At 52.8% G+C, this 24,987-nt stretch carries 23 protein-coding genes; 10 read left to right on the forward strand and 13 right to left on the reverse strand.

All coding sequences use genetic code 11. The annotated features are described in order from the left end of the window. The 3 genes from OGV52_RS13430 to OGV52_RS13440 all read right to left on the reverse strand — a co-directional run bounded on the left by OGV52_RS13430 (window position 1) and on the right by OGV52_RS13440 (window position 3,894). Window positions 1-1,893 (reverse strand): flavin monoamine oxidase family protein, encoded by a 1,893-nt coding sequence (locus tag OGV52_RS13430; protein WP_019076696.1) that lies wholly within the window; start codon window positions 1,891-1,893, stop codon window positions 1-3. 88 nt (window positions 1,894-1,981) lie between these two features. After that, window positions 1,982-2,455 (reverse strand): ester cyclase, encoded by a 474-nt coding sequence (locus OGV52_RS13435; RefSeq protein ID WP_016152935.1) that lies wholly within the window; start codon window positions 2,453-2,455, stop codon window positions 1,982-1,984. Between the two features lie 11 nt (window positions 2,456-2,466). Then, on the reverse strand, window positions 2,467-3,894 hold the full coding sequence (locus OGV52_RS13440; protein ID WP_016152934.1) for a gamma-aminobutyraldehyde dehydrogenase: 1,428 nt from the start codon (window positions 3,892-3,894) through the stop codon (window positions 2,467-2,469). 315 nt (window positions 3,895-4,209) lie between these two features. Here OGV52_RS13440 and OGV52_RS13445 point away from each other — a divergent pair, with 315 nt between their 5' ends. Both OGV52_RS13445 and OGV52_RS13450 read left to right on the forward strand, forming a co-directional pair. After that, window positions 4,210-4,935, forward strand: a complete 726-nt coding sequence (locus OGV52_RS13445; RefSeq protein ID WP_016156385.1) for a FadR/GntR family transcriptional regulator — start codon at window positions 4,210-4,212, stop codon at window positions 4,933-4,935. Between the two features lie 24 nt (window positions 4,936-4,959). Continuing rightward, on the forward strand, window positions 4,960-5,658 hold the full coding sequence (locus tag OGV52_RS13450) for a cache domain-containing protein (protein WP_049281872.1): 699 nt from the start codon (window positions 4,960-4,962) through the stop codon (window positions 5,656-5,658). 21 nt (window positions 5,659-5,679) lie between these two features. Here the strand turns inward: OGV52_RS13450 and OGV52_RS13455 are convergent, their stop codons facing one another. Further along, window positions 5,680-7,161: an APC family permease gene (locus OGV52_RS13455; protein ID WP_016152931.1), complete on the reverse strand. Its 1,482-nt coding sequence runs from the start codon at window positions 7,159-7,161 to the stop codon at window positions 5,680-5,682. Between the two features lie 331 nt (window positions 7,162-7,492). Here OGV52_RS13455 and OGV52_RS13460 point away from each other — a divergent pair, with 331 nt between their 5' ends. The 5 genes from OGV52_RS13460 (at window position 7,493) to OGV52_RS13480 (ending at window position 10,943) form a co-directional block, all read left to right on the forward strand. After that, complete coding sequence (locus tag OGV52_RS13460) at window positions 7,493-7,633, forward strand: hypothetical protein (protein ID WP_016152930.1); 141 nt, start codon at window positions 7,493-7,495, stop codon at window positions 7,631-7,633. Between the two features lie 204 nt (window positions 7,634-7,837). After that, window positions 7,838-8,671 carry an ABC transporter substrate-binding protein gene (locus OGV52_RS13465; protein ID WP_287108633.1) on the forward strand — a complete coding sequence of 278 codons (834 nt, stop codon included), beginning with the start codon at window positions 7,838-7,840 and terminating at the stop codon, window positions 8,669-8,671. A 1-nt stretch (window position 8,672) separates the two neighbouring features. Then, a complete protein-coding gene (locus tag OGV52_RS13470; protein WP_287108634.1) occupies window positions 8,673-9,491 on the forward strand; it encodes an amino acid ABC transporter ATP-binding protein in 819 nt (272 codons plus the stop codon). Continuing rightward, window positions 9,491-10,276, forward strand: coding sequence for an amino acid ABC transporter permease (locus OGV52_RS13475; protein WP_287108636.1), 786 nt, complete (start codon window positions 9,491-9,493; stop codon window positions 10,274-10,276). Before OGV52_RS13470 ends, OGV52_RS13475 begins: the two co-directional genes overlap by 1 nt. Continuing rightward, entirely contained in the window at window positions 10,266-10,943 is a 678-nt protein-coding gene (locus OGV52_RS13480; protein ID WP_287108637.1) for an amino acid ABC transporter permease, read from the forward strand. The genes OGV52_RS13475 and OGV52_RS13480 overlap by 11 nt, the downstream gene beginning before the upstream one ends. 9 nt (window positions 10,944-10,952) lie before the next feature. Here OGV52_RS13480 and ydhT read toward each other — a convergent pair whose 3' ends face one another. The 9 genes from ydhT to ttrS all read right to left on the reverse strand — a co-directional run bounded on the left by ydhT (window position 10,953) and on the right by ttrS (window position 19,884). Beyond that, window positions 10,953-11,765 carry a protein YdhT gene (gene ydhT / locus OGV52_RS13485; protein ID WP_019076691.1) on the reverse strand — a complete coding sequence of 271 codons (813 nt, stop codon included), beginning with the start codon at window positions 11,763-11,765 and terminating at the stop codon, window positions 10,953-10,955. Between the two features lie 3 nt (window positions 11,766-11,768). Then, window positions 11,769-12,554: a thiosulfate reductase cytochrome B subunit gene (phsC, locus tag OGV52_RS13490; RefSeq protein ID WP_287108638.1), complete on the reverse strand. Its 786-nt coding sequence runs from the start codon at window positions 12,552-12,554 to the stop codon at window positions 11,769-11,771. Next, complete coding sequence (locus OGV52_RS13495) at window positions 12,551-13,219, reverse strand: 4Fe-4S dicluster domain-containing protein (RefSeq protein WP_016152923.1); 669 nt, start codon at window positions 13,217-13,219, stop codon at window positions 12,551-12,553. Before OGV52_RS13495 ends, phsC begins: the two co-directional genes overlap by 4 nt. 64 nt (window positions 13,220-13,283) lie before the next feature. Next, window positions 13,284-13,949 carry a YdhW family putative oxidoreductase system protein gene (locus tag OGV52_RS13500; RefSeq protein ID WP_046274687.1) on the reverse strand — a complete coding sequence of 222 codons (666 nt, stop codon included), beginning with the start codon at window positions 13,947-13,949 and terminating at the stop codon, window positions 13,284-13,286. Between the two features lie 10 nt (window positions 13,950-13,959). Further along, window positions 13,960-16,062, reverse strand: coding sequence for an aldehyde ferredoxin oxidoreductase (locus tag OGV52_RS13505; RefSeq protein ID WP_046274686.1), 2,103 nt, complete (start codon window positions 16,060-16,062; stop codon window positions 13,960-13,962). A gap of 118 nt (window positions 16,063-16,180) precedes the next feature. After that, the gene (locus OGV52_RS13510; RefSeq protein WP_038640293.1) at window positions 16,181-16,807 is read right to left on the reverse strand and encodes a ferredoxin-like protein; all 627 of its coding nucleotides are present in this window, start codon (window positions 16,805-16,807) and stop codon (window positions 16,181-16,183) included. A 482-nt stretch (window positions 16,808-17,289) separates the two neighbouring features. Continuing rightward, window positions 17,290-17,499 (reverse strand): fumarate hydratase FumD, encoded by a 210-nt coding sequence (gene fumD / locus OGV52_RS13515; protein ID WP_003029345.1) that lies wholly within the window; start codon window positions 17,497-17,499, stop codon window positions 17,290-17,292. Window positions 17,500-17,591: 92 nt separating this feature from the next. Continuing rightward, on the reverse strand, window positions 17,592-18,176 hold the full coding sequence (gene ttrR / locus OGV52_RS13520) for a tetrathionate respiration response regulator TtrR (RefSeq protein WP_287108641.1): 585 nt from the start codon (window positions 18,174-18,176) through the stop codon (window positions 17,592-17,594). After that, window positions 18,151-19,884 (reverse strand): tetrathionate respiration histidine kinase TtrS, encoded by a 1,734-nt coding sequence (gene ttrS / locus OGV52_RS13525; RefSeq protein ID WP_287108739.1) that lies wholly within the window; start codon window positions 19,882-19,884, stop codon window positions 18,151-18,153. Before ttrS ends, ttrR begins: the two co-directional genes overlap by 26 nt. Window positions 19,885-20,111: 227 nt before the next feature. On the opposite strand from ttrS, the gene ttrB reads away from it, so the two are divergent. From ttrB to ttrA, 3 genes are read left to right on the forward strand one after another with little or no spacing between them, the layout of a single operon-like run. Beyond that, window positions 20,112-20,846 (forward strand): tetrathionate reductase subunit TtrB, encoded by a 735-nt coding sequence (ttrB, locus tag OGV52_RS13530; RefSeq protein WP_019076686.1) that lies wholly within the window; start codon window positions 20,112-20,114, stop codon window positions 20,844-20,846. Continuing rightward, on the forward strand, window positions 20,847-21,869 hold the full coding sequence (ttrC, locus tag OGV52_RS13535; protein ID WP_287108642.1) for a tetrathionate reductase subunit TtrC: 1,023 nt from the start codon (window positions 20,847-20,849) through the stop codon (window positions 21,867-21,869). It begins immediately after the preceding gene. Beyond that, on the forward strand, window positions 21,862-24,933 hold the full coding sequence (gene ttrA, locus OGV52_RS13540) for a tetrathionate reductase subunit TtrA (protein WP_287108643.1): 3,072 nt from the start codon (window positions 21,862-21,864) through the stop codon (window positions 24,931-24,933). Before ttrC ends, ttrA begins: the two co-directional genes overlap by 8 nt. Window positions 24,934-24,987: the final 54 nt, after the last annotated feature.

Raw genomic sequence — 24,987 nt, forward strand, 5'->3', positions numbered from 1 at the left:
TCACCCCATATCCTTGAGTTCATTAACCGCACGCCATGCCTGGTCGATGGCCGTATGGGCATAAGCGCCCCAGTCAGAATCGGAATTAGCGATGGCAATGCGACCAACTGGCTGACGCGCCCGCTCGATAATTTCTGGCATTTTATCCATATCATCGAACAACGCGTTGGCGTAATACGCATAGCCATGCGCCCAGCGGTTAACCGTAATGGCGGAGATATCGCGTTGATTATCAAAGCCCGTTGAGCCAAACATTTCCTGCAACTGGGAGCGAATCATCTCCTCATGCGTCGCAAATGTGGTCCCCAGTAAATACGCTCGCCCCAGACGGAACTGCTCTCTGGCCGACAGATTACTGCCTGGATAAGTAGGCACATAGACCATGTGAATGACCATCGGATCGTCCGGTGAGGCCGGGTGTTGATACCCGCCGATGCTGACCGGATAGTCGAGCTTAATCCGGCTGTATGGTGCCGCCGGAGAGTAAAATTCATGCACGCCAAGCTGTTTGAACGCCTGCCAGTTTTTGACCACCACGTTGGTGTACACCAGCGGAGCCTTCACGTTCAGTTTGAGATCCGCCTGCTGCTGTTCCGGCATCTCAGGCACCAGATACGGAATCATCATGTTATAGCCCGCCATGATGGTGTTTTTACCGCGCACGCGATGCATTTTGCCGTCACGCAGATAGGTCACCACCACGCCATCCTCTGTGTTGGCCGCATTAATCACCGTGCTGTTCAGACGCAGGCGCGTGGTGTTTTCCGGCAGATCCAGCTTTTCGTAATGCAGTCTGGCAAGGACAGAGTCTTCCATCGTGTTACCCGGTAGCGCATCCGGCAGCATATACCTGACTAACAGTCGGGCCAGCCCGGCGTTACCGTCAGGGAAATGGTAAACATACGGCTCTTCGAGGTCGGCCAGCGACTCGCCGTCCAACGGCGGTATTCCCAGCGCCTCCATGCCGGGTAATGCGCACGCTCTGGCATCGCTACAGGAAATGCCTTCAATGCCGATGGCAAAGAAGTCATTAGAACGCTGCTGAAAATAGAGCAGCGCCATTTTGCTCAAACCAACTTTTGTGGCCAAAAATTCACTGTAGCTGTGGGTATCCAGCCATTCCATTTTCTCATCGACCGTCATGCCCGGAAGATAATCGCCAGGATGGACGTGCAGGTCGATCAACGCCTTTCGGTCGTGCTCACTTAGCGGAAAATCATTGATAAAGTCTTCAATTTTACGGCCATTGAGCCTGTTCGGCGGGATATCATCAGATACCGCGCGCCCCGGATCGCCGCTGACGATTTTTGTCTCGCCAAAATTCTTTTTGTCGAAGAAAACACCGCGACTGAGCTGCCAGTCGGGGTAGAAGTTTACGTCAAAACTCTCTTTTAACCGCGTGACGCTGACGCCCACGGTTTCCATCAGTTTTTGCACCTCAGGGCTGAAATTGTGCGCGGGCGACTGGAATGCTTCGCTACCGCCATAGCCGAGTAATTTCTTACCTGAGCTCGTAAATTCGTTACGTTTGGCGTGTCCGCCAAAATCGTCATGGTTATCGAGGATCAGGATCCGGCTATTTTGCCCGGCAAGCTGGCGCCAGAAACAACCGGCAGCCAGCCCGCTAATACCGCCGCCCACAATCACCAGATCGTACTCTTCCTCAACGGGCAGAGCGTTTAAATCAAAATGTTTATGCTCGCGGCCTACTGCATGCGCCATTTCAAACGATCCAGGATGATTACCCCGCAGCCCCGTCAGCCCTGGCGGATAATAATTTCCATCTATAAATGCGTTTCCCTTTCCTGCCGCCCTGACCCATTCCAGCGGGGTAAGCCCCGCCGCAATAGTCACCGCGACGCCGTTGAGAAAATCACGTCTGGTAATTGCCATTAACTTTTTTCCTTATTGCTACACACTGCCCTAAATACGACACAAATAAGAGATGTCCCCCTTCATAGTAATAAAGGGGTACAGCCGACTATTTCCCTGGCTTTAACTCTTCATCCAGTTTTTTAGAATCATAATAATCACCCTGCCAGGTGATTTTACCTGCTTTAACATGAATATAGCTGACACCTTCAAATTTTATCGGATTATTTGTCGGCGGACTCCCTGCCCATTCGCCACTATTTTTGCCTGAAAATTCCCAACGAAACGCCACGGTATCTTCGTCGTAAACGGGTTTGCCGACCATTTTCCAGCTCAGATCTGGCACCGCCTTAATAAAGGCACCGATAACCTCTTTTTCAGCTTTTTCTCTGCCATTTATCGGTTCGCCAGCGGCGGCATCATAATAGACTGCGTCATCAGCAAGATATTGCGCGGCTCGCGAAGCATCGTGTGCATTCCAGGCCGCCATATACTCTTTAACGGTATTCAGCGATGTGCTTTCTGCCAGGCTATAGCCCGAGAACATCACGAATGAAAGCACCGCTATGTTTAATGTTTTCATCGAAATCCTCTCTATTCAGAAATGTCACACATGATATGTTTCACCCGAGTATATTCTTCGAGCGAATAGGATGAGAGATCTTTGCCATAACCCGATTTTTTGAACCCGCCGTGCGGCATTTCGGCGCACAGAGGAATGTGATTGTTGATCCACACGGTGCCAAAATCGAGGTCAATGCTGAAGCGCTGTGCGCGACCATGGTTACTGGTCCAGACGCTGGCGGCCAGACCATATTCCACATCATTCGCTTTGTGTAGACCCTCTTCATCAGTCGAAAACGGCTGAATAGTCATTACCGGTCCAAATACTTCATGCTGAATAGCTTCGTCATGTTGATGCAATCCGGAGACGATCGTCGGCTCAAAATAGAAGCCCGGACCTGGCCCGGCACGCCCACCCGTTTCAATTTTTGCATGTGCCGGTAAACGCGCAATAAAGCCTTTCACCTGCTCCAGTTGGTTTTTACTGTTCAATGCGCCATATAGCGCAGCCTGATCCGCTGGCGGTCCAAATTTAATACTCTTCGTTTTCTGAACCAGCTTTTCCAGGAATTCAGCGTAGATGGATTGTTCGACCAGAATACGCGTAGCCGCCGTGCAATCCTGGCCGGCATTGAAGAAGCCTGCCGTGGTGATCGTCGCGATCGCCTTGTCCATATCTGCATCAGCAAACACCACCGCAGGCGCTTTCCCGCCCAATTCCAGATGTGCCTTGGTCAGGTTCGCCGCTGCCGAAGCCGCAACCTGTAGACCCGCGCGGACCGAACCGGTAATCGAAACCAGTGAGGCCTTTGGGTTTGAAACCACCAGCGAACCGGTGCTGGCTTTACCTAATACGACGTTAAACGCCCCTCTTGGGAACAACGGCGCGGCCAGTTCAGCCAACAGCAGCGTGCTGACCGGCGTGGTGTCGCTGGGTTTTAATACGACCGTATTGCCTGCTGCCAGCGCTGGCGCAATCTTCCATACCGCCATCATGAACGGGTAGTTCCATGGCGTGACTTGGCCAACGATACCCAGCGGTTCACGGCGGATAGTCGAGGTAAACCCAGCGGAATATTCCCCTGCCGCTTTCCCTTCAAGACAGCGCGCCGCACCGGCAAAAAAGCGGATGGCATCGCAGGATGCCGCGATCTCTTCCTTCTCAATAAAATGGCGAAGCTGACCGGTCTCCTGACTCTGCGCGTTCACCAGCCGCTCAACGTTTCGTTCAATCTCATCTGCCAGCTGCAATAACGCCTTTTGCCGCTGTGCCGGCGTCGATTTTCGCCAGATGCTAAACGCCGCCTCCGCCGCCGAGTAGGCCTGCTCCACCTCTTCCGCATTGGCGTTGGGTGATAATGCGTACGTTTCGCCGTCGACCGGACTCACCAGTTCGAAGGTATCTTCGCTACGACCTGCTACGTATTGCCCATTGATAAAATGCTTCAGGGTTTTCATGTCTGTCTCCTGCCCGTTAATACATAAAGAATCTTATGTAATATATATATTGTAAAAGATTTTCAAATGCGCAACATTGACACTATGATAAGCCTCGCATTTTTAACTTAATTTTTACATTTTCGGGATAAGGCTTTTCATTGTGAGCCGAGGCTTTATGCTCAGCTCATCATGAGGTTATCGGGACACACATCCGCTTGTGCAGTGACGTTGCGCATAGGCATGTAAAATAACTCGGCCATTCTTACCTTCCTTGCCCGACGGGCATGTGTTAAAAATGGTCGTTGTTTCAGGGAATTGAGTGCAGAAAAGATTATGATTACTCACGCGGTCATATTTGCGCCTATCGGGCAGGTCAGTCGTTCAGACCAGATAGTGCAGCGCCTGTCAAACGCCATTATCACGGGGTTGCTGGAGCCAAAAGAACAGCTCCCCAACGAAACTGATTTGGCAAAGATGATGGGTGTCTCACATATCACTATCAGAGAAGCGCTAAACACGCTTCGGGCTAATAATCTTATCCATACGGTTCGTGGTCGTAATGGCGGGAGCTTCGTTTGCGAAAATATTGATGGCAAAAACAGCGCCCTGCATCCGTTCAAAGCGATCAGTACGGATTATCTTTCTGACCTGGGCGAAATGCATTGCGCCATTATCAGCCATAGCGCAAGGCTGGCTTCCAGACGGATGACCGGCGCGGATATCGCCAAATTTCGCGAGTTTGTTGAGGTGCTCAGCAAGGCAAACTCACCAGAGCTGATGACCCAGGCCGATATGCGCTGTCTACTGGCGATAGCTGCCAGTTCACATTCCGCGCGACTGGCCAATCAGGAGCTGCAGGTCCAGGCTGAATGGGCATCGCTGGTGGCGATACTTTATCGCGCAGACAACATTCATGCCGAAATTATTGCGCTTTACTCGGCACTGGCCGATGCGCTGGCTGCTCACAACGAGGCAGAATCCGTGCAGCTTGCCACACGGATCATCGACACGTTTACCTATTACCTTATTGAAAAAAAGCTGAAATATAACTCGAACTGACAATCAGTGAAGGCAGGACAGACAATGAGCTCTTCGACATCCTTAAGCGCATTAATTCGTAAGATTGATGATATTACCGCCTCTACCGTAGATTCTACCGTTGCGCTGGCGAGGAGCATCCATGAGGCGATTTCCGGGGTGCAAAAGGCCTCAGCAGAAGTTGTCCTCGATCCATCGGTGAGATCTACCGTTCAGCAACACATCAAGCGCACCCTCAGTAACAATCATTACTGTTCAGGGGCCGGGTTCGCCAGCCATATTGAGAGCACTGCCACCACAAAAGAGTATTGGCTGCTGGAATGGTGGTATAAGAAAGATAATGGTTTGAGTCAGGCAAACCTCGATTTAGATCAGGCCACCCAGCAACGTCTGGATTTCAGAACCTTCGAGTGGTTTAAGCACTCACCTCCGGCAGGAAAAGCCTATATCCACGGTCCCTACGTCGACTATATCTGCAATATTTCCTACACCCTGACCTCGGCAGTGCCGATCTACTACAACGATCAGTTTCTTGGCGTTGCCGCCGTCGATCTGCTGGTCAGTCAGATTGAGGCCGAACTGCTCTCCTGCGCTCATCCTGACTATGTCATTCTGACCAATCTGGAAAACAGAATTATCTTTTCCAGTTGGCCACGTTTTCGCGTGGGTGAATTACTCTCTCCCGCAAACAGTACCGTTGTTTATCAGAGCGACTACTTTATCCTTTATCACTATCAAAACTAAGGGCCCGAAGGCCCTTAGTTTTTAGTTATCCTGCCCCATATTCAGTTTGTTAGCGTAGGCAATGGCGTCGTTTTCCGGTGCCGCAGAGCGACCAAACGGTCGGGTCAGGAACATATAGATAAGCCCGGAGCCAACGACAATCGCCAGGCCGAACAGTACCGTCCAACGGTCGATGAAATCGCTGCTGTCTGCCGGTTGCGCCAACAACCAGATCCCACACAATCCATAGGCTAGCGCCAGCACGTTCACAATCACGCCCCAACCGCCAATGGTCCACTCCCCGGCCGGTTTCCAGCCTTTCAGGCGCTGGCGCAGTGCGGCAAGCACAACCATCTGGAACGAGATATAAATACCGATGACGGCAAACGCGGTAATACGCGACAGATTGTCTGGCTGGAAATAGACCCAAACGCAGATGATGACTGGCAGCAGACAGCTAACAACCATGGCATTATCCGGAACGCCATTTTTAGAGATCTTTGACATCCACTCACTTCCCGGCAGCATTCTGTCACGGGAGAAAGAAAAGATAAGGCGGCTTAACGCAGCCTGCAGAGACAAAATGCACGACAGCATCGCCACAATCGCGACGATGATAAAGATAGTTGCACCAGTTTCACCAAGAGCTTCATTAAGGATGGCCGGAATCGGGTCAGATGTTTTGCCATTCACGATACTGACCAGATTTGGTGAAGCCAGGAGGTATCCCATGACGGAAATAATCGCCGAAATCGCACCAAATACGATGCTCAAAATCATCGCAACCGGGATCTTTTTACTCGGATTCTGTACCTCTTCCGCAACGTTACCGCAGGCCTCAAAGCCAAAGAACATAAACAGCCCCATCAGCGCGGCAGACATAAACGCGGTGGAATAGCTGCCGTCATGCGCCAGCACGCCCATCGAATCAAAAATTACGGAGAATGGCTGCGAACGGTGGAATATCAGCAGATAAATTCCCAGCGCAATCACGCTAACGATTTCACACCAGAAGCCAATTTTTGCGACCCGAGCCAGATTTTTAGTCCCGGACATATTAACAGCCATCATCAAAAGCAGCAGCAGGACGGAAGTCGCCAACATAGTGGCTGGCGTCTGACCATAGTGGAAGAGCGACTCAACAAATGTTGACGTATATTCCGCGATTGACGTAATGGTGACCACCAGGGCCCACAGGTAAATCCAGGCAGCGATCCACGCATATTTCTTGCCCCATAACCTTCTGGCCCAGGGATAAAGCCCGCCGGTTATCGGATACTGGGAAGCCACCTCACCAAACACCAACGCCACTAAAAGTTGTCCACATGCGACGATTAAAATCCACCAGACTGCGGGCGGCCCCGCCAGCGTTACGGCCAGTGCAAACAGCGAATAGACGGCGGTAAGCGGCGAAAGGTAGGTAAAACCCAACGCAAAGTTTGAAATAAGACCGATCGAGCGATTGAACTGTTCTTTGCCATCTTTTTGAAAATTATCGTTTTTCTTATCAGGTGTCTGTTCCATATAGCTTTCTCTTTTGTGGAATAGTCGCAGGGTTGAACAATTAATGTATAAAAGATATTAAGTTATATGTATAGTGATTTTGTCGCTAATTTGTTAAAAATGATCGCGCATCACGTTAATGAAAAAGTGGAAGTAGAACAGTCGAGGGCACAAGTATTTTTCGGTATTTCCGCTTCACGGTTCTTTAGCAATTGCGAACTGTTGGCCAATTGGCGGATAAACAGGCACCCCGAATTGAGTTCGACGCTAAGTAGCAAGAATCGCTGCTGTTAAGCAACATTTTTGCAATATAATAATGTGATGTTAAACGCTGAACCTGAGCAGGTGAATGATGGAAATTGATCTCGATAATCTGGTCTTTGATGGACTGGAAGAAGCGCAAGAGCGTAATGCTGAACGTCTGGAAGATGCTGACAAGAAAGCGCAGGACATTATTGCTGATAATGACTGCGGCGACGCCTGTAAAATCTGATTTCCAAACCGGCGCAATGCCGGTTTTTTTACCGCCAGACTATGCCCCTCCTCTTATCTACATTTCCCATTGCGTTTACCCATTGTTAACACCGCTTTCACTAATAACATTTTGTAAATAGATAAGAATTTTTTCTTATTTTGTCCTGAACGTAAGTTATGGGAGCGTAAAAAGCACAAACCAAAAACGACAGGGATTTACATCATGATGGCAACGAAAACTTACCGCGCTAAAAAAACATTGCTGGCACTCGGCGTGCTGCTGGCCACCGGCATTGCCGCCTCGCAGGCTCAGGCTGACCAACTGGCCGATATCAAAGCCGCAGGCGTAGTAAAAGTTGCGACATTCGACGCGAATCCACCGTTTGGTTCCGTCGATGCCAAAACGCATAAGATTGTCGGCTATGACGTTGATTTTGCTGAAGCGCTGGCAAAATCCCTCGGCGTAAAACTGGAACTGGTAGCGACTAATCCGGCAAACCGCATTCCGTTATTACAATCCGGTAAAGCCGATTTAATCGTGGCGGATATCACGATTACGTCTGAGCGGGCGCAGGTCATTGACTTCTCCGTCCCCTATTTTGTTACCGGGCAGCAGTTCCTGGTACCGGCCAAATCCCCGGACCAGCTCGATGCATACAGCAAAGCGCGAATCGGTGCGGTGAAAGGCACTACCGGTGAGCAGGCGCTCCATCAGCGCTTCCCGCAGTCGCGTGTGCTGGCCTACGACGATATTCCACTGGCGTTAACCGCGCTACGCAATGGCAATGTTCAGGCCATCACCCAGGACAGTACGATTCTGGCCGGTCTATTAAGCGGTGCGCCGGATAAAGCAGATTTCAAAATTCTGCCAGACCTGCTGAGCAAAGAAGAGATTGGCGTGGGAGTGAAAAAAGGTGAGCCAGCGCTGTTAAAAGCCGTCAATGATGAGCTTTTGAGGCTGGAATCTACCGGGCAGGCGGCAAAAATTTATGATGTCTGGTTTGGCCCTGAAACCAAAAATCCGCAACCCCGCGCCTTTAAAATAGAAGCGAAGTAATATGCTCTCAGCCCTGTTTCATCGTTGTGCAGTTTCCGCGGCGGATTTTAACCATTTGCGCCAGGCAAGCGTCGAACTGCGCAATGTCATCAAACAGTTTGACACTCACACCGTACTTAACGGCGTCAGCCTGTCAGTTGAACCCGGTGAAGTTGTGACTATTCTGGGCCCTTCTGGCTCGGGAAAATCCACGCTTATACGCCTTATCAATCAGCTTGAGTCGCTCAGCGGTGGCGAGATTTTCATTGATGACAAACCAATTAGTCAGTTGCGCGGGGCAGCATTACGCCAGTTACGCAGCCGTATCGGTTTCGTTTTTCAGCAATTCAATCTCTATTCGCATCTGACAGCGCATCAGAACATCTCGCTGGCGCTGGAATATGTTCACGGCTGGAACAAGGCGGCAGCGGCGCGTCGGGCACTCGAATTGCTGGATCAGGTGGGACTGGCAGAAAAAGCGAGCGCTTATGCCGCACAGTTGTCCGGTGGGCAGCAACAGCGCGTGGCCATCGCCCGCGCGCTGGCCTCATCGCCACAAATCCTTCTGTTTGATGAACCCACCTCCGCGCTGGATCCAGAAATGATCGGCGAAGTATTACAGGTGATGAAAAACCTGGCCCACAGCGGTATTACCATGATCGTTGTGACCCATGAAATGCATTTTGCCCGTGAGATTGCCGATCGCGTGGTATTCATCGATGGCGGAGAAATTCTTGAAGTGGCCGCGCCGGAGGATTTTTTCACCCGGCCACAGCACCCGAGAACCCGGCGTTTCCTGAAAAAAGTGCTCGACCCGTTACACCAGGAGTCATCGCTATAATGCTTGCAATGGACTGGCAGGGAGTGCTGAGCGGGCAACCTCTGCAATGGATAATTTCCGGTTTTCTCACCACGCTCTGGGTGACACTGGCAGGTGTCGTACTCGCCACGCTCATTGCCATCTTCCTACTCGGCCTGCGTCTGACGGGCAATCGCTTCAACAAAGCGGTGGTCAGTGTATGGGTTTCGGTGTTTCGCAACACGCCTTTACTGGTGCAACTGATGTTCTGGTATTTTGCCGCATGGAACTGGCTGCCCCGCAACGTCATTACCTTCATCAATGCAGAGCATCCCTGGTCTATTCTGCCAGGCGATGTATGGTGGTTAACACCAGAGTTTATCTGTTCAGCATGGGGGCTGGGCGTATTTACCTCGGCATTTTTGGTCGAGGAGATCGCCTCTGGTTTACAGGCGGTTTCTGCCGGACAACGTGAGGCTGCCGTGGCGCAGGGTTTTTCATCCTGGGCGACGTTTCGTCACATTCTGCTCCCTCAGGGACTGGCGAACGCCTGGCAACCCATTGTTGGGCAATACCTTAACCTGATGAAACTTTCCTCGCTTGCCAGTGGTATTGGATTTGCTGAGCTCACCTACCAGGTGCGGCAAATTGAGAGCTACAACGCGCACGCGCTGGAAGCCTTTGCTGTTGGCACTGCGCTCTATCTGTTCACAGGCATCGTTCTGGGTATGCTGCTTACGCGTCTTGGCCCATGGCCTGCATCGGGTAAATCGTCAAAGGTTAAAACGCGTATCTTCAGCGTCAGGAGCATACTGCATGATCGCTAATATTTCGGTCATTACCGACAATCTTGATTATCTCCTGTGGGGACGGGTGGCGGATGGACAACCCGGCGGCGTTCTGCTCACGTTGTTAATGGCTCTCGGCGCGGCGCTGCTGGCCTTGCCTGGTGGGATAGTTCTTGCCTGCTGCGCCTGGCGTTTTCCTGGCACGGTTCGCAACGGGTTGTTTATCTGGGCGGAGTTTATTCGCGGCATTCCGCTAATCTTTGTGATTTTCTGGATGTGGTATTTGCTACCCATGCTGACCGGAAGCGATCTCCCCGGAGCCGTTACCGTGACGCTGGCGCTGGCATGGTTCACCGCTGCCTCGGTCATGCACTCAGTGTATGCAGGAATTAGCGCGCTGCCTGGCGGGCAATATGATGCTGCCGTGGTTCAGGGTTTTCGCCCGTATCAGGCCCTGTGGCTTATCTTATTGCCGCAGGTGCTGCGTAACGTACTGCCATCGCTAACGGGTATTTTTATTGGATTACTGAAGGACACGTCGCTGGCGTTTATCGTTAACGTGCCGGAACTCACAACGGTTGCGGGTCAGGTTAACAACCGGGTACAAATCTATCCGGCAGCCATTTTTATCTTTACCGGACTGGTCTATTACCTGCTGTGCCTGAGCCTGGAGAAAATCACCCAACGCCGCTTCGCGTTAAAATGAGATCACGGCTCAACATTCCACAAACTGGTGGTCTTCGTTGAGCCGATATTTCACGCCCGCCCGGATGTTATTTTCCCCCTCAACGGCAAGCGCAAAACGCATTCTCTCGCCATCGTGATAGGCCAGCGCCGCGCAGCCGCCGGGACCGAGTATTATCGAATCGACAACACCGGTACTGGCAACAACGGCGTTCTCTCCGCTGGCAATAATGTGGATGTTGTCGGCGCAGTTGGCGATTTTAGACTCTGCGCCAAAACAGGCCAACTGAGTTAAATCACCACCGCAGGCAATCCGGTTTCTGTCGCCGAGCGAACTGATGCGTACGCGCATGCCGGTACTGGCGATACGCGTCCCGTCACCCACGCTACTGATACGTGCCGAATTTCCCGCAACCGCAATTCGCCCGCGATCGCCTGAACTGCCGATATGCGCGTTATAGCCTACGCTACCAATACGTGCGCTGTAACCTGCGCTGGCGATCTGTGCGGCATACCCGGCGCTGGTGATTTTAACGTTATCGCCTGCACAACTGAATCGGGCGTTATCTTCCGCACTCGCCAGCGGACGGCTGATTTCCCCCGCCGTTTGCACACGGGAAATATTCCCCATCGCGCGAATATCCTGCTGGGCAAAACTCGCCTCTTCCCGCCATTTTGACCAGCCGTATTCCACCAGGCTATTTGCCCAGTCTGTATATCCATCCCGCTGGAGCGCACGATGGACATCAGCATAGCTTCCGCCAGTTGGAAACGCGCGTAGAAACCAGCGATACATTACGGGCCCAACGCGCCAGGCCCGTAAGTCACTTCGCGTAATCATCATCGCTTAATGCCGGTGATAGCCATCCACCATACACTTGAAGGTTTCGCCCGGCGTACGACCTGTCGTGCAGAGATAAAGATGCCCAAAAATGAAAAACAGACTGATTATTGCCAGCGCGAAGTGCGCCTGGAGCAACCAGTAACGCACGCCGGGGAACAGGTCACCGACAACCGTCGGATAGAGCGATAACAACCCTGAGATCAGCAGCAGTGGCAGTAAGCCGTACATCACGCCAACATAGGCCGCCTGCTGTAGCGGGTTGAATTTACAACGCTTTGATGCCGGGAATGGGTGTGACTCGCCCTGCATAATGCCAAACAGGTAAAAACGCGTTTGTCTTTGCGCTCGTCCGATCCAGCCCTGACGTTGAATAATATAGTGATGCCCGTTGCCGCCAATCAGATTGATCAGGACAAAGCCAATCCAGCAAGCGAGCAGCAAAAAGCCGCAGATCTCATGCACGGTAAGCAGGCTTTTCATCACCGACGCACTGACGACGGAGAAGTGATTGACCAGGCCACTGACCAGAAGTAGCAGAAATAGCAGCGCATTCGACCAGTGCCACAAACGAACGGCCTTCGAGTATAAATAGACTTTCTCACCGTGCCCTGCCGACGCTTTATGCGCGGCCCGAAAGCGCAGCATGGCGTGTAGCGCCAGCACCAGCCACATCCCCACCAGCATTAACCCGGCGATGACCAACCACACAGGCCAGTAGTCCGGTGAAAACAGGGGAACAAACTGCGCAAGCTGGGCGTGAAACTGTTCGGCATTCTGCGACGCGTTCATACATTTTCCTTTTTAATCAAATGTTGACCGAACCGACGATACAGATGGGGTTTCCCGGCGCCTGCAAGTTGATGCTCGTAATACTTATTTTCTCTCAACCAGGTCTGAATTTCCGGGCTATCTTCGCGACCAAAAATCAGCGCATGTTCCGGGCAGGCGTTAACACAGATCGGCGGGAAACCTTTCGCCAGACGAGATTCAGCGCAGAAGTCGCATTTATCCGCCACTTTGGTCTGCGGGTTGAGATAACGCACCTGATAAGGACACGCGCCAATACAGTAACTGCAGCCGATACAGGAAGACGTGTCTACCCGCACAATGCCGTTGTCATCTCGCCATGAGGCGCCGGTCGGACACACCTCAATACAGGGGGCATCATCACAGTGCTGGCAGGACTGACGGAAGTAGTGATACAGCGTTTCGTTGTCGTTGTCCGAAACCGGAATATGAGCTATCGACAAACGGCTACCCTGCGCAGGAACATGATTGGTTTTCCTGCATGCGCGGGCGCAGATATTACATCCGTTACACAGTGATTCATCGTGAATCATGACGTAATGTACGTCTTTAGAACTCCTGGTACTCGCTAACAGATTTTGACCTGGGCCAGTGAAAAAAATCACCGTCCCCATGCCAATGACAAATTTTCGTCGGGTGAAGGACATCGGGTTATCCTCTAATACTGTGACAGTGGTCGTCCACACGTTCCATGACATCAACCTGAATAATTCAGGGGTTCTGATACTGCTCAACCTCAAGCCATTCGCACAGGCCGTACGCTTTGCCATAACTCATAAAACGTTCGCTGAACAAATAAGGCTCCGCATTTGACGATTCCACAGTCCGTATATCTGCATAATCAGGATGCGTTTCCATGGCCGTGAGCGCAGCGGCAATCTGTTGAGACTCAAAGCGATACGGCGGTTGCGTCAACATGGCGACCTTATAAGGGCGAGGATACGTTCGACAGTCGAAGCGTACCGCCTCGGCAATCGCACGGCAGATGTCGTTTTCCACCACCTGCACACACATGTCGGCGTAATTTGCCGTCATGGTTTGCGTCGAATAGAAATATGCTTCTTCCGCACCCTGCACACAGGTGATATCCGCACCATTCGCGTCCTGGCCCAGCACATCCAGCAGCGCGGAAAGATCGGTTTCAGGAACCGAATAAGGCGGCAGCAAAAAGACACTGCGCGCCACCAGTTGCCCCGATGCTGAATGCTGACGGATAAAATCTGCCACAATCGACTCCGGGCTGGCTGGTTCCTGAACCTGGGGCGCATTCATCTGTTCTACAGGCGGGTGAAACGCCTGCAGCCACTGTCTCTTTCGGCTATCCACTTCGTCAGGAAACGCCTCAACGGGGGTCAGAACGTCGCTCACGTTAGTCATCTCGCATTCCTTACGCCGGCAACAGATCTTGTGCAGCCAAATCAGCGGCCACATCTTCAAGTCCGAGTCGGTTCAGGGTTTCACGCGTTGGGCAACCCAGCTCTGGATCCCAGCCCATTTCCTGATAGAACATCGTCAGCGACTGACGCATATCTTCCCGGTCCATCTTGTCGGTCCCTTCAGTGAAGACCGGGATCTTCGGATCTTTATCAAACACCCAGGAGCAGATGAGATCATGCTCATTGCGCATATCTTTGGTTTGCATCAATTTGACCGTATAGGCACGGTGCAGGGTAAAGATGCGTTCAGCGGCCAGGTCCAGACTCTCCTGCGTGGTTTCATCGCCGGTGACCGCCTGGAAGAATTTTGCTTCCAGATCCAAATCGCCGCGATAGTTACGGCTCTTGAGTGGTGAAACCGTCATCGGCCACACCCAGTTGCACAGCGTAACCGCGTTATGCAGACAGACTTTCAGCAGCGTCCATTTGGCATATTTGATCTTGGCGGCATTGATCGGGGTGTAGTTTTTGGTTTCGTCGTATGCATCCTGCGAACCAAATAGCTCGCCCGCCACTTCGCGCTGTAATTTCAGCGGTAAACCGGAACCGATGAAGTTGATATGGGTATGCGCCATACAGTCACGGTTAAACATACAGTTGGTGATCGCCCCCACCTGTGCAGAGGCCTCGTTTGCATGGTGGACAGGAAAACCAAACGGCGACCACAGTTTATTTTTGGCATAACCCCAGTACTCTTCGCCCAAATCCCAGCGTTCAGCAATGGCATACGATCCGTCCGCAAGATGGCTGAGTTCCCCCACGCGATGTGCCAACCGGTAGTAAAAATCCTTAATAAAATGAGGATCGCCCGCTTCCAGCTGATCCCAGCGGATCTCCGCATACTCTTCAGCTGGCAGTACGCGCTTAAAGACGCCTTTCGAATAGCAGTAAGTAAAATCACGGTGCAACTGCCCGTAGTTACACCAGATGCCATAATCGTCAAACAGGTTCAGACCAATCAGATTTCCCACCACGCGCCCATCGTCTTTATCGTCGAAATCTTTCGGGCCATTGGGGAAAATGGTGGTGTGGACAAAGTTCGCCACGCAGGTGTTACCGCCGGTACTTGGCACGCCAAAATCTTTCACCCGCGGGACATTGAGCTGCGACATACAGCGAATGGGGCATGAATGGCAGCCGCTCATTTTGACCGTGTATTTCTCAGCAGCTGGCCCCAGATCGAATACGGATTTATAGGTACGGAAACCCACGGTATTCTGGTTACCCGGCGGGATTTCCCCGGTTTCGATTGGTCCCCCTTCTGCCGCGCCCCAGAACAGTCCCTTACGGGCCGTCCAGCGCGAGTTTGGCGAAGAGTATTCTGCCCAGGCCTGGGGGGTGCTTGGCACAACGTGGTTGTTGTTGGCACCGATGAGCTCGGTCATCATGTAATCATTGAGCCGCTTCATCTCTTTGCGATCGGCAATATTGACCCCTTTGGTCCCTTCTACCGCAATAGCCTTCAGGTTTTTCGACCCCATTACCGCGCCAGTACCGGCGCCTCCGCTGTGGTTGCGACTGTTGATCATGCAGGAGAGCGGCACCAGATTTTCACCCGCCTGACCAATAGCGGCGACGCAGGTTTCCGGGCTGGTAATGCGGCAAATCTCTTCGGTTGTGGCGCGCGTTCCCTTACCCCACAGGAAATCGGCTTTTTCGATGCTGACCTTTTCGTCTTTAATGTTGATCCAGACAGGCGTCGCGGACTTGCCTTCGATAATAATGGCGTCGTAACCGGCGAATTTCATTTGCGCAGCAAAGAAGCCGCCCATATGAGCATCCACCACTAAATTGCCTTTGGTAAAAGTCGATAAGGAGGTGATATTGACGCGGGAGCTACAAGGGGCACCAGAGCCCGTTAATGGCCCGGTGGCGAAAACCAGTTTATTCCCTTCATCGAAAGGCATGGTGCCTGGCGGGACTTCGTCGTACATAATTTTATAACCAAAGCCCATCCCGCCGACAAATTTTTTAAATTTACTGGAATCTTCAAGGGTGATATTCCCCGTGGTGAGATTGACCCGTAAAATATTACCTGTCCAACCATTAGCCATCATGTTTTCCTTTGCAAGAAGGTTTAATAGATATACCCGCCATCCTTCAGGCAGTTTTTTTGCAAAACTGCGATATTTTTGGCAATTAATGACGCGTATCAGGTATGCCTGCTATCTATCAAACAGTAATATCTTTCCACTCGATAATTTTTAATGCCCCAGTCGGACAAGCATTGGCGCACTCCCCACATAACACACATTTTGAGGATTTTTTTGTTTCGGTATTCACGGTCGCCATCATCCACGGGCAGGCGGTGGTACAAGCGCTACAGCCAATACAACGTTTATGATCCACCGCAATACAGCCGTCTTCCTGTTTCCAGGTAATAGCGCCAATGGGGCAGACCTTCATGCATTGCGGATCTTTGCACTGACGACAGGTATCAGCGGTATAGTTTAAATCGCCATACAGTCCGCCACCGGACCCGACGCCATCATCGCCAAAGAAGTAGTTGCGATGGATTTTTATACGGGAAAAGAAAGTCCCCACGGCACCATCGTTATAGTTGGTACAGGAAATTTCACAGCGGTGGCAGCCAGTACAGCGCGCTCGCTGGGTCACCAGCACCCCTTTCGGCGTATTGATAAGCCCCACGGTACCGCTGTCGATATCTTCCTGCTTACAGCCAAAAAGTGATAACAGTGCAGGGGCGATGGTTAATCCCGCCAAACCTTTTCCTGATATCCGCAGAAATTCAAGCCGCGTTAAACCACAATCTAAAAATGGACGATCAACCTGATTCATTTATTTCGCATCCTCTTCGCAAACGCTGTGTTAGCAACACCTCCAGGCTAAATTAATCCCGTGCAACTCAAGCCATTTCGGGCGGTTAATGTTGCCAACAACACGTAAATTTTTGCCCTAACCTGATCGCGTAAAATGACGGTGGTTAAACTGAATGAATCTAATCCTTTAGGGTTAGGCGTAAAGATAATGTGGTTATTCAGCGCTCATAGTTTTGATCGTCATCAATTAAAAAACGGAAGTGAAATAATAAATGCGGAGTGAGATTTATTATCATTAAGATAAGTTGAAATAATATTTCACATGCTTTGCAAATATTTGTGACTCTACTCGCATATATATTTTTATATATCATCCGGGATATAACTTAATATACAGCGGAGATTACTCCTCTAATTGCAGCACTAAATTATATATATTGATAGATTAACGTGACGAGAATAAAAGGACGGCGAACGAGACCACCATCCTCTTTTTGTGGATTAACCGGCTAATGCTTTAATTACGGTCTCAATAGCCTGTTTTTCTAACTCGCTGCGCTTCACGCGCTGGTTGGCGAGGGTGGTTCTCAGTACTCCCGCAATGACGATATGCTTAGGCTCTTGTCCCAGATCGCGCATTTCCAGCACTACTTTACCGACTACTCTGCACATTTCACGGTACAACTCATCGTCTTTGGTCTGATTTCCCATTTTTTCCCGCTCGTCATTAACTCAAACCAACAGCATATATCAGTCTGACGGATTAGACAAAATTCAATGAAAATCAAATAAATGTCATAAATTTACTGAATCCTCTGCAGTCGATTAACCAGTTCAGCAAGACTCCCCGCCTGCATTTTTTCCATCACCCGCGCCCGATGAACCTCAACCGTGCGCACGGCAATATTCATGGCATCAGCAATTTCCCGATTCATTAACCCTTTTGCTACCAGTCGCGCCAGCTCTCGCTCCTTTGGCGTAAGCTGCTGATAGCAAACCACGATCTCTTGTCGCGAAAAGGCGGCGTGAGAAATCTGCACTGCATGCTCTAACGCCGCTTGCAGAGGCGCGGCGGAAACCGGCTTTTGCAAAAAATCGACCGCACCGCGTTTCATTTGCTCAACCGCCATCGGCACATCGCCATGCCCGGTGAGAAATACCACCGCCAGCGTACTCTCACGCTGGCGCATGGCTTCATGCACAGCATGCCCATCCAGTACAGGCATACGCATATCCAGCAAAAGTACGCCCACCTGGTGCAGATTTGCCTCGATGAGGAATGTTTCGCCTTGCTCCCAGCAACACACCTCATATCCCAGACTTTCCAGTAAAAACGCGCAAGCCTGGGTGACGGCAATATCGTCATCCAGCAGATGAATGATTGCCACGACGGCCTCCCTCCGGGTTTTGCTTAAAATGTAATGTCACCACCACGCCCGCTTTTTCATCTGGAGCCTGATGATTTTTGATCTCAATGTCTCCGTTTGCGTAGCGCACCAGCCGCTGGCAAATGGCTAGCCCCAGCCCCATGCCCTCTTTACGGGTGGTCATAAACGGCTGAAAAGCCTGGTACAGCTGCACCTCATCAATACCTCCGGCGTTATCCTGCACCTGAATACTCACATCACCATCCTCACGCTGAGCGCTAAACCACACGGTGGTTGCCCCCGCCTGGGCGGCGTTGAGAACCACATTGGCCAGTACCTGTTCGAGGAGAACACTCGGCAACGTTAATGTTAACGCCTTACCGATCTGCGTTTGCAGCGCTACCGCCGGAAATTGCTGGGGCATGCGTAATAATTGCCAGACGTGATGGATAGCATCATGAACGTTGACGACCTGCCAGTCATCGGTCATCACCGGATTGCCCTGTGCCTGGCTGACCCACTGGCGAAGATTGTGCAGCGTATCAGCCCCCCGCTGCGCCTGGGTATCAATGTGCTCCAGCGCGGGCAGCAGCGGATGCTGTTGATCCTGATTACGCAGGCGGATCAGACAGCCCTGCGCATAATGACGGATAGCCGATAGCGGCTGATTGAGCTCGTGGGCAAAACCCGACGTCATCTCGCCAAGCACGCTCATTTGGCGAGCGGTTTCCAGCTCTTGTTCCTGTTTGCGCAACAGTACGTTATTTTGCTCCAACTGCCTGCCGCGTCGGCGGACCAGCAACATCACCCAGATGTAATTGAGCGTCAGCAACAACAGTACGAGAGCCGCGCCCCCCATCGCCAGCCGATGTTGAATAAACCAGCTTTTGACATCCAGCCACAGCTGGCGCTGCTGCGGATGCTGGCGGACATCGCGCAGCAACGCTTCCACCTCGCGGGTCGAGGCGGGCGCCCCCCAGCGAAACGTCGCGTTTTGCGGCGCGTTGAACAGAGCCCGCGTGACGCGATCGGCCAGCTCGTCGCTTACCGCAGGCAGTGCCGCAAATGACCAGTCAGGATAGAGCGGCGTACTGGTTAAACAGGGAATCGACGTCGGATGGTTAAGCACGGCCGTAAAATCTGTTTTACGAATAAGCCCTTCTTCGTCCATTTTTTCCAGTAGGCACACCGGCACAATCACCGCCTGCACGGCTTTTTCGCGTAATAAATAGAGTAAGGCATCGGCGGGAAATCCGGTAAACGTCAGGCGCAAATCGCGCTCCGGGCGCAGGCCGGCATCGCTGAGCGCTTTATATCCCAGCAAATAGCCGCCAAATGCCTGAGCATCAATGGCACCCACCGTTTTGCCGATCAGATCGTGTGCGGAGGTTATCCCGCTATCGCGCCTGACGAGGATCGCGCTGCCAATCACATTACTGGTGGCTTTCCCCCCGCGAGTAGAACGGAGTGACGCCAGCCAGCGTAGCGCAGCGCGGCTGTTTAGTTGAACAAATTGCGCCGGATTAGTGACCACAAATTGTACCGTTCCACGATTCACCGCCTCCTGCATCTGCCGCAGGTCCAGTGGTTGAATGTGAAACTGTTCGCCGGGAATTTGTTGATTCAACAGGGTTTCCAGCGGCTGCCAGTGATTACGTGTGGAGACCTCCCCACGCATCGCCAAAACGCCAATGTTCCATGTCTGAGCCCTGACCACACCGCTTAGCATCCATAGCGATACCAGCACCGTCAGACATTTTGCTACGTTGCGTCCCACTCAATTATCCCTGTCAATTATGTTGTTTTAGATCAACAACAAGCCGGGTATGTGGTTAACCACAATAGAGTCCCCCCCGTCACGATTTTTACACTGTAAATCATCAAGATTCTTTATTCATCACACGCAAACCAACGGCGTGACCAATGTTTCGTTGTTGCATCGTGACGGGAGAAAATATGGACAGCAGTAAACGGCAGTTTCTCCAGCAACTGGGCGTCCTGACCGCTGGCGCATCACTGGTACCCTTGGCTCAGGCGCAATTTCCCTTCTCGCCTGAACGCCATGAAGGCTCACTTCAGCATCGCTACGCCATGCTGGTTGACCTGCGACGCTGTATCGGCTGCCAGGCCTGTACTGTCAGTTGCGCCATTGAAAACCAGACGCCGCAGGGTGAATTTCGCACCCTCGTTAACCAGTACCAGGTGCAGATTGAAGGTCAGCAGAGCGTCACCAACGTCCTGCTGCCGCGGCTGTGCAACCATTGTGATAATCCTCCCTGCGTGCCCGTTTGCCCGGTACAGGCTACCTTCCAACGCGAAGACGGCATTGTGGTGGTCGACAACACGCGCTGCGTGGGCTGCGCCTACTGCGTGCAGGCCTGCCCTTATGATGCGCGGTTCATCAACCATGAAACACAAACCGCCGATAAATGTACCTTTTGCGTTCATCGCCTCGAAGCTGGCCTGCTCCCGGCCTGCGTGGAATCCTGCGTCGGCGGCGCGCGCATCATAGGCGATATCAAAGATCCGCACAGCCGGATTTCTCAAATGCTGCGTGAACACCATGACGCCATCAAAGTCCTGAAACCGGAAAACGGGACATCACCGCACGTGTTCTATCTGGGTCTGGACGAAGCGTTTGTAACCCCGTTGATGGGACGTGCTCAACCCGCTCTCTGGCAGGAGGTTTAAATGAACCATTCACTGGTTATTGAAGAGGTTCTGGCCCATCCCCAGGACGTAAGCTGGTTACCCTGGGCCGTACAATATTTCTTTTTCATCGGCATTGCCGCCTGCGCCGCGCTGTTCGCCTGCGTGCTTCACTGGCGTAAACAAGAGATGCCGGAACTGGAAAACCTGACGCTGTTAATCGCCCTGACCTGCGCGATTACCGCGCCGCTGGCGCTGACCGCTGACTTACACCAAACCGCCCGCGTCTGGCATTTCTACGCCTGGCCGACGCCGTGGTCCTGGATGCCCTGGGGCGCGCTGTTTTTACCGCTATTTACCGGCTTCTTAGGTCTGTGGTTTCTGGCGCAGCATGTTAAACGGTTAACGCTTAAAAGTTACAGTGTCACCAAGTGGCTGGCGATAGGTAGCGCCTTGTCAGCCATCGGGTTGCTGGTATACACCGGCCGCGAAGTGTCGGTAGTGCAGGCGCGTCCTGTCTGGTTCAGCTACGCCTTTCCGGTTGCGATGTTCCTCAGCGCGCTGCAAACGTTTCTCGCCCTGCTCATCGCCGCGACAAAACGCGAGGGAACATTGGCCCGCAAACTGGCGTGGGGGCAGGCAGTCACCCTGATGGTACTGGCTTTGGTCGTGGTGATATGGGTGAGCGGCAATACGCTTTCCGGTTCGGCTATTCGCCAATGGCTGAACGTTGCCCCGTTAGCACGACACTACGCTATCGGTTGGGTTACGCTATGGCTTGTTTCGCTTGTCCTGTGCGGGCTGGTGCTCCGTAACCCCTTATCGCTGCCGCTGCGCATATTACTTGCATTTAGCGCGATGGCGCTGTGCTGGCTGATGCGCTGGACGTTACTTATCCAGGTGCAGACCGTACCGAAATTTAACGCGCTGTTTAATCCTTATACCCTGCCCGGTGGTACCGATGGCTGGCTGGCCATTGTGGGCACCTTCGGCCTGTGGATAGCACTGATCATTATTGTTCGTGAAGCCCTGAACGCGATCGCAAGGAGAATGCAACATGGCTAATTTAACCCGTCGTCAGTGGCTTAAAGTAGGCCTTGCCGTAGGTGGTATGGTGACTTTTGGCCTGAGTTATCGGGATGTGGCAAAGCGCGCGATAGACGGTTTGCTGGACGGCTCCTCGGGCAAAATTACCCGAGACCGCATCTTTGGTAACGCCCTCATCCCCGAAGCCAATGCCCAGCCGCGCTGGCAGCAGAACCCGCAGCAGGTTATCTCCATGACACAGTGCTTCGGCTGCTGGACGCAGTGTGGCGTGCGGGTGCGCGTTGACAGCGAACAAGGCAAGGTGTTGCGCATTGCGGGCAACCCCTATCACCCATTGTCTCACGAGCACCATATTGACGCCTCCGTCCCCTTTGCCACCGCAATGGAACAACTGGCGGGCGAAACGGGTCTTGACGCTCGTTCCACGGCCTGCGCCCGTGGCGCAACCTTACTTGAAGGTTTATACAGCCCGTTACGCATTCTCCAGCCCATGAAACGTGTCGGCAAACGCGGTGAGGGAAAATGGCAGAGCATCAGCTTTGAACAGCTGATCAAAGAGGTGGTGGAAGGCGGCGACTTGTTTGGTGAAGGCCACATTGACGGCTTGCGGGCAATCCATGACACCAACACACCGCTTGATGCCAGGCATCCCGGCTTTGGCCCTAAATCCAATCAACTGCTGGTCACCAATACCAGCGATGAAGGACGTGATACATTTTTGCGCCGCTTTGCATTAAATAGTTTTGGCAGTAAAAACTTCGGCGCTCATGGCGCTTACTGTGGTCTGGCATACCGGGCCGGTTCCGGTGCGTTAATGGGCGATCTGGATAAAAATACCCATGTGAAGCCCGACTGGGACAATGTCAAATTCGCGCTATTTATGGGAACGTCTCCGGCGCAATCCGGTAACCCGTTTAAGCGCCAGGCTCGCCAACTGGCCAGCGCCCGTTTACGCGACGACTTCCGTTACGTGGTGGTGGCACCGGCCCTGCCATTGACCACGGTGCAGGCTGACAATCGCGGCCACTGGCAGCCTGTACGTCCGGGAAGTGACTCCGCGCTGGCGATGGGGATGATCCGTTGGATTATCGAAAAACAGCGTTATAACGCCGATTATCTCACCATTCCCGGCGTACAGGCCATGCAGCAGGCCGGAGAAAAAAGCTGGACTAACGCCACGCATCTGGTGATTACCGATGAGCTTCCAACCCTTGCCGGACAGCATTTAACCCTCGCGCACCTGAGTGCAAACGCCGCCCAGGAGCCGGTGGTCATTAACGAGGCCGGCGAAATTGTCGCCGCCAGCAGTTGCCCACGCGCGCAGCTGTTCGTCACCCGCCAGGTCACACTGGCAGACGGTCAGACGGTGACGGTAAAAAGCAGCTTCCAGTGTCTGAAAGAGTCCGCCGGGAAACTAACGCTGACGCAGTACAGCCAACAATGCGGCGTGTCTGAAGCTGACATTGGCGCCCTGGCCGACGCGTTTACCCGCCATGGCCGCCAGGCAGCGGTGATTACGCACGGTGGAATGATGGCAGGCAATGGATTTTATAACGCCTGGTCGGTGATGATGCTCAATGCGCTGATTGGCAATCTCAGTCTTGAAGGCGGCGTATTTGTCGGCGGCGGCAAGTTCAATGGCGCCACCGACGGTCCGCGCTACAACATGGAAAGCTTCGCCGGGAAGGTAAAACCAAAAGGATTAAGCATCGCGCGCAGTAAAACTGCTTATGAGTCTTCCGAAGAGTATCGCAATAAGGTGGCGGCCGGACAATCGCCCTTCCCGGCCAAAGCCCCGTGGTATCCGTTTGTCGCAGGCCAGCTTACCGAACTCCTCGTCTCGGCGCTGGAAGGCTACCCTTATCCGCTGAAAGCCTGGATCTCCAACATGACCAACCCGTTCTACGGCATCGCAGGGTTGCGCGGCGTGGCGGAAGAAAAGCTCAAGGATCCTGCGCGTCTGCCGCTGTTTATCGCTATTGACGCCTTTATGAACGAAACCACGGCGCTGGCCGATTACATCGTGCCAGATACCCACAACTTCGAAAGTTGGGGATTCAGCGCCCCGTGGGCCGGCGTTGCCAGTAAAGCCACCACCGCGCGTTGGCCGGTAGTGACAGCGGCAACCAGCAGTACCGCTGATGGTCAACCCGCCTCGATGGAATCTTTCTGTATCGCAGTGGCAAAACGTATCGGGCTCCCCGGATTTGGTGACAATGCGATTACCGATCTGCAGGGCAATCACTATCCGTTGAATCGTGCGGAAGATTACTACCTGCGACTCGCCGCCAATATTGCGTTTATGGGCAAAGCGCCGGTCGCTGAAGCGCAACCGGAAGACCTGGCGTTGACTGGGGTACAGCGGATCGTGCCGGTGATGACCCAAACGCTGAAAGCCGATGAAATCAGCCGGGTGGCGTTTATCTACTCCCGCGGTGGGCGTTTTGCGCCAGACAACAGCGGGCGGGTTGAGAATCGGATAGGCAATGCGTGGGAAAAACCGCTACAAATCTGGAATGCGGACGTCGCCGCGCACCGCCATGCAATTACCGGCGAGCGCTACAGCGGCTGCCCGGCCTGGTATCCTTCACGCCTGTCAGATGGGCGTGCGGTCGAGGAGTTGTTCCCGGAACAAGAGTGGCCGCTGAAACTGATTTCTTTTAAATCCAATACCATGTCCAGCGCCACGGCGGTGATCCCTCGTTTGCATCATCTGAAGCCGGTTAATCTGGTGGCGCTTAATCCGCAGGATGGTCAACGATATGGTTTAGCGCACGGCGATATGGTGCGTATCACCACGCCTGGCGGTCAGGCGCAGGCGCAGATAAGCCTGCTTAATGGCGTGATGCCGGGCGTGATCGCCATTGAACACGGTTATGGGCATAAAGAAATGGGCGCGGCGCAGCATACGCTCGACGGCAAGCCGATGGCGTTTGACGCACAAATAAGGTCGGGGATTAATCTCAACGATTTGGGCTTTGCGGATCCTTCCCGGCAGGTAGCCAATACCTGGCTTGACTGGGTGTCAGGTGCAGCGGTGCGCCAGGGGTTGCCAGCGAGGATTGAGCGAGTGAAACTCTAGCGCCGGATGGCCACACCAACGCGTTTTATCCGGCCTACAGAACATCGTAGGCCG

The sequence above is a fragment of the Citrobacter sp. Cb041 genome, from assembly GCF_030336655.1.
Lineage (GTDB): Bacteria > Pseudomonadota > Gammaproteobacteria > Enterobacterales > Enterobacteriaceae > Citrobacter > Citrobacter braakii.

Bases quoted from the DNA above. Each gene is read 5' to 3' on its own strand.
- OGV52_RS13430 (WP_019076696.1), bottom strand. From the start codon at position 1,893: ATGGCAATTACCAGACGTGATTTTCTCAACGGCGTCGCGGTGACTATT.
- OGV52_RS13435 (WP_016152935.1), bottom strand. From the start codon at position 2,455: ATGAAAACATTAAACATAGCGGTGCTTTCATTCGTGATGTTCTCGGGC.
- OGV52_RS13440 (WP_016152934.1), bottom strand. From the start codon at position 3,894: ATGAAAACCCTGAAGCATTTTATCAATGGGCAATACGTAGCAGGTCGT.
- OGV52_RS13445 (WP_016156385.1), top strand. From the start codon at position 4,210: ATGATTACTCACGCGGTCATATTTGCGCCTATCGGGCAGGTCAGTCGT.
- OGV52_RS13450 (WP_049281872.1), top strand. From the start codon at position 4,960: ATGAGCTCTTCGACATCCTTAAGCGCATTAATTCGTAAGATTGATGAT.
- OGV52_RS13455 (WP_016152931.1), bottom strand. From the start codon at position 7,161: ATGGAACAGACACCTGATAAGAAAAACGATAATTTTCAAAAAGATGGC.
- OGV52_RS13460 (WP_016152930.1), top strand. From the start codon at position 7,493: ATGGAAATTGATCTCGATAATCTGGTCTTTGATGGACTGGAAGAAGCG.
- OGV52_RS13465 (WP_287108633.1), top strand. From the start codon at position 7,838: ATGATGGCAACGAAAACTTACCGCGCTAAAAAAACATTGCTGGCACTC.
- OGV52_RS13470 (WP_287108634.1), top strand. From the start codon at position 8,673: ATGCTCTCAGCCCTGTTTCATCGTTGTGCAGTTTCCGCGGCGGATTTT.
- OGV52_RS13475 (WP_287108636.1), top strand. From the start codon at position 9,491: ATGCTTGCAATGGACTGGCAGGGAGTGCTGAGCGGGCAACCTCTGCAA.
- OGV52_RS13480 (WP_287108637.1), top strand. From the start codon at position 10,266: ATGATCGCTAATATTTCGGTCATTACCGACAATCTTGATTATCTCCTG.
- ydhT (WP_019076691.1), bottom strand. From the start codon at position 11,765: ATGATGATTACGCGAAGTGACTTACGGGCCTGGCGCGTTGGGCCCGTA.
- phsC (WP_287108638.1), bottom strand. From the start codon at position 12,554: ATGAACGCGTCGCAGAATGCCGAACAGTTTCACGCCCAGCTTGCGCAG.
- OGV52_RS13495 (WP_016152923.1), bottom strand. From the start codon at position 13,219: ATGTCCTTCACCCGACGAAAATTTGTCATTGGCATGGGGACGGTGATT.
- OGV52_RS13500 (WP_046274687.1), bottom strand. From the start codon at position 13,949: ATGACTAACGTGAGCGACGTTCTGACCCCCGTTGAGGCGTTTCCTGAC.
- OGV52_RS13505 (WP_046274686.1), bottom strand. From the start codon at position 16,062: ATGGCTAATGGTTGGACAGGTAATATTTTACGGGTCAATCTCACCACG.
- OGV52_RS13510 (WP_038640293.1), bottom strand. From the start codon at position 16,807: ATGAATCAGGTTGATCGTCCATTTTTAGATTGTGGTTTAACGCGGCTT.
- fumD (WP_003029345.1), bottom strand. From the start codon at position 17,499: ATGGGAAATCAGACCAAAGACGATGAGTTGTACCGTGAAATGTGCAGA.
- ttrS (WP_287108739.1), bottom strand. From the start codon at position 19,884: ATGCTAAGCGGTGTGGTCAGGGCTCAGACATGGAACATTGGCGTTTTG.
- ttrB (WP_019076686.1), top strand. From the start codon at position 20,112: ATGGACAGCAGTAAACGGCAGTTTCTCCAGCAACTGGGCGTCCTGACC.
- ttrC (WP_287108642.1), top strand. From the start codon at position 20,847: ATGAACCATTCACTGGTTATTGAAGAGGTTCTGGCCCATCCCCAGGAC.
- ttrA (WP_287108643.1), top strand. From the start codon at position 21,862: ATGGCTAATTTAACCCGTCGTCAGTGGCTTAAAGTAGGCCTTGCCGTA.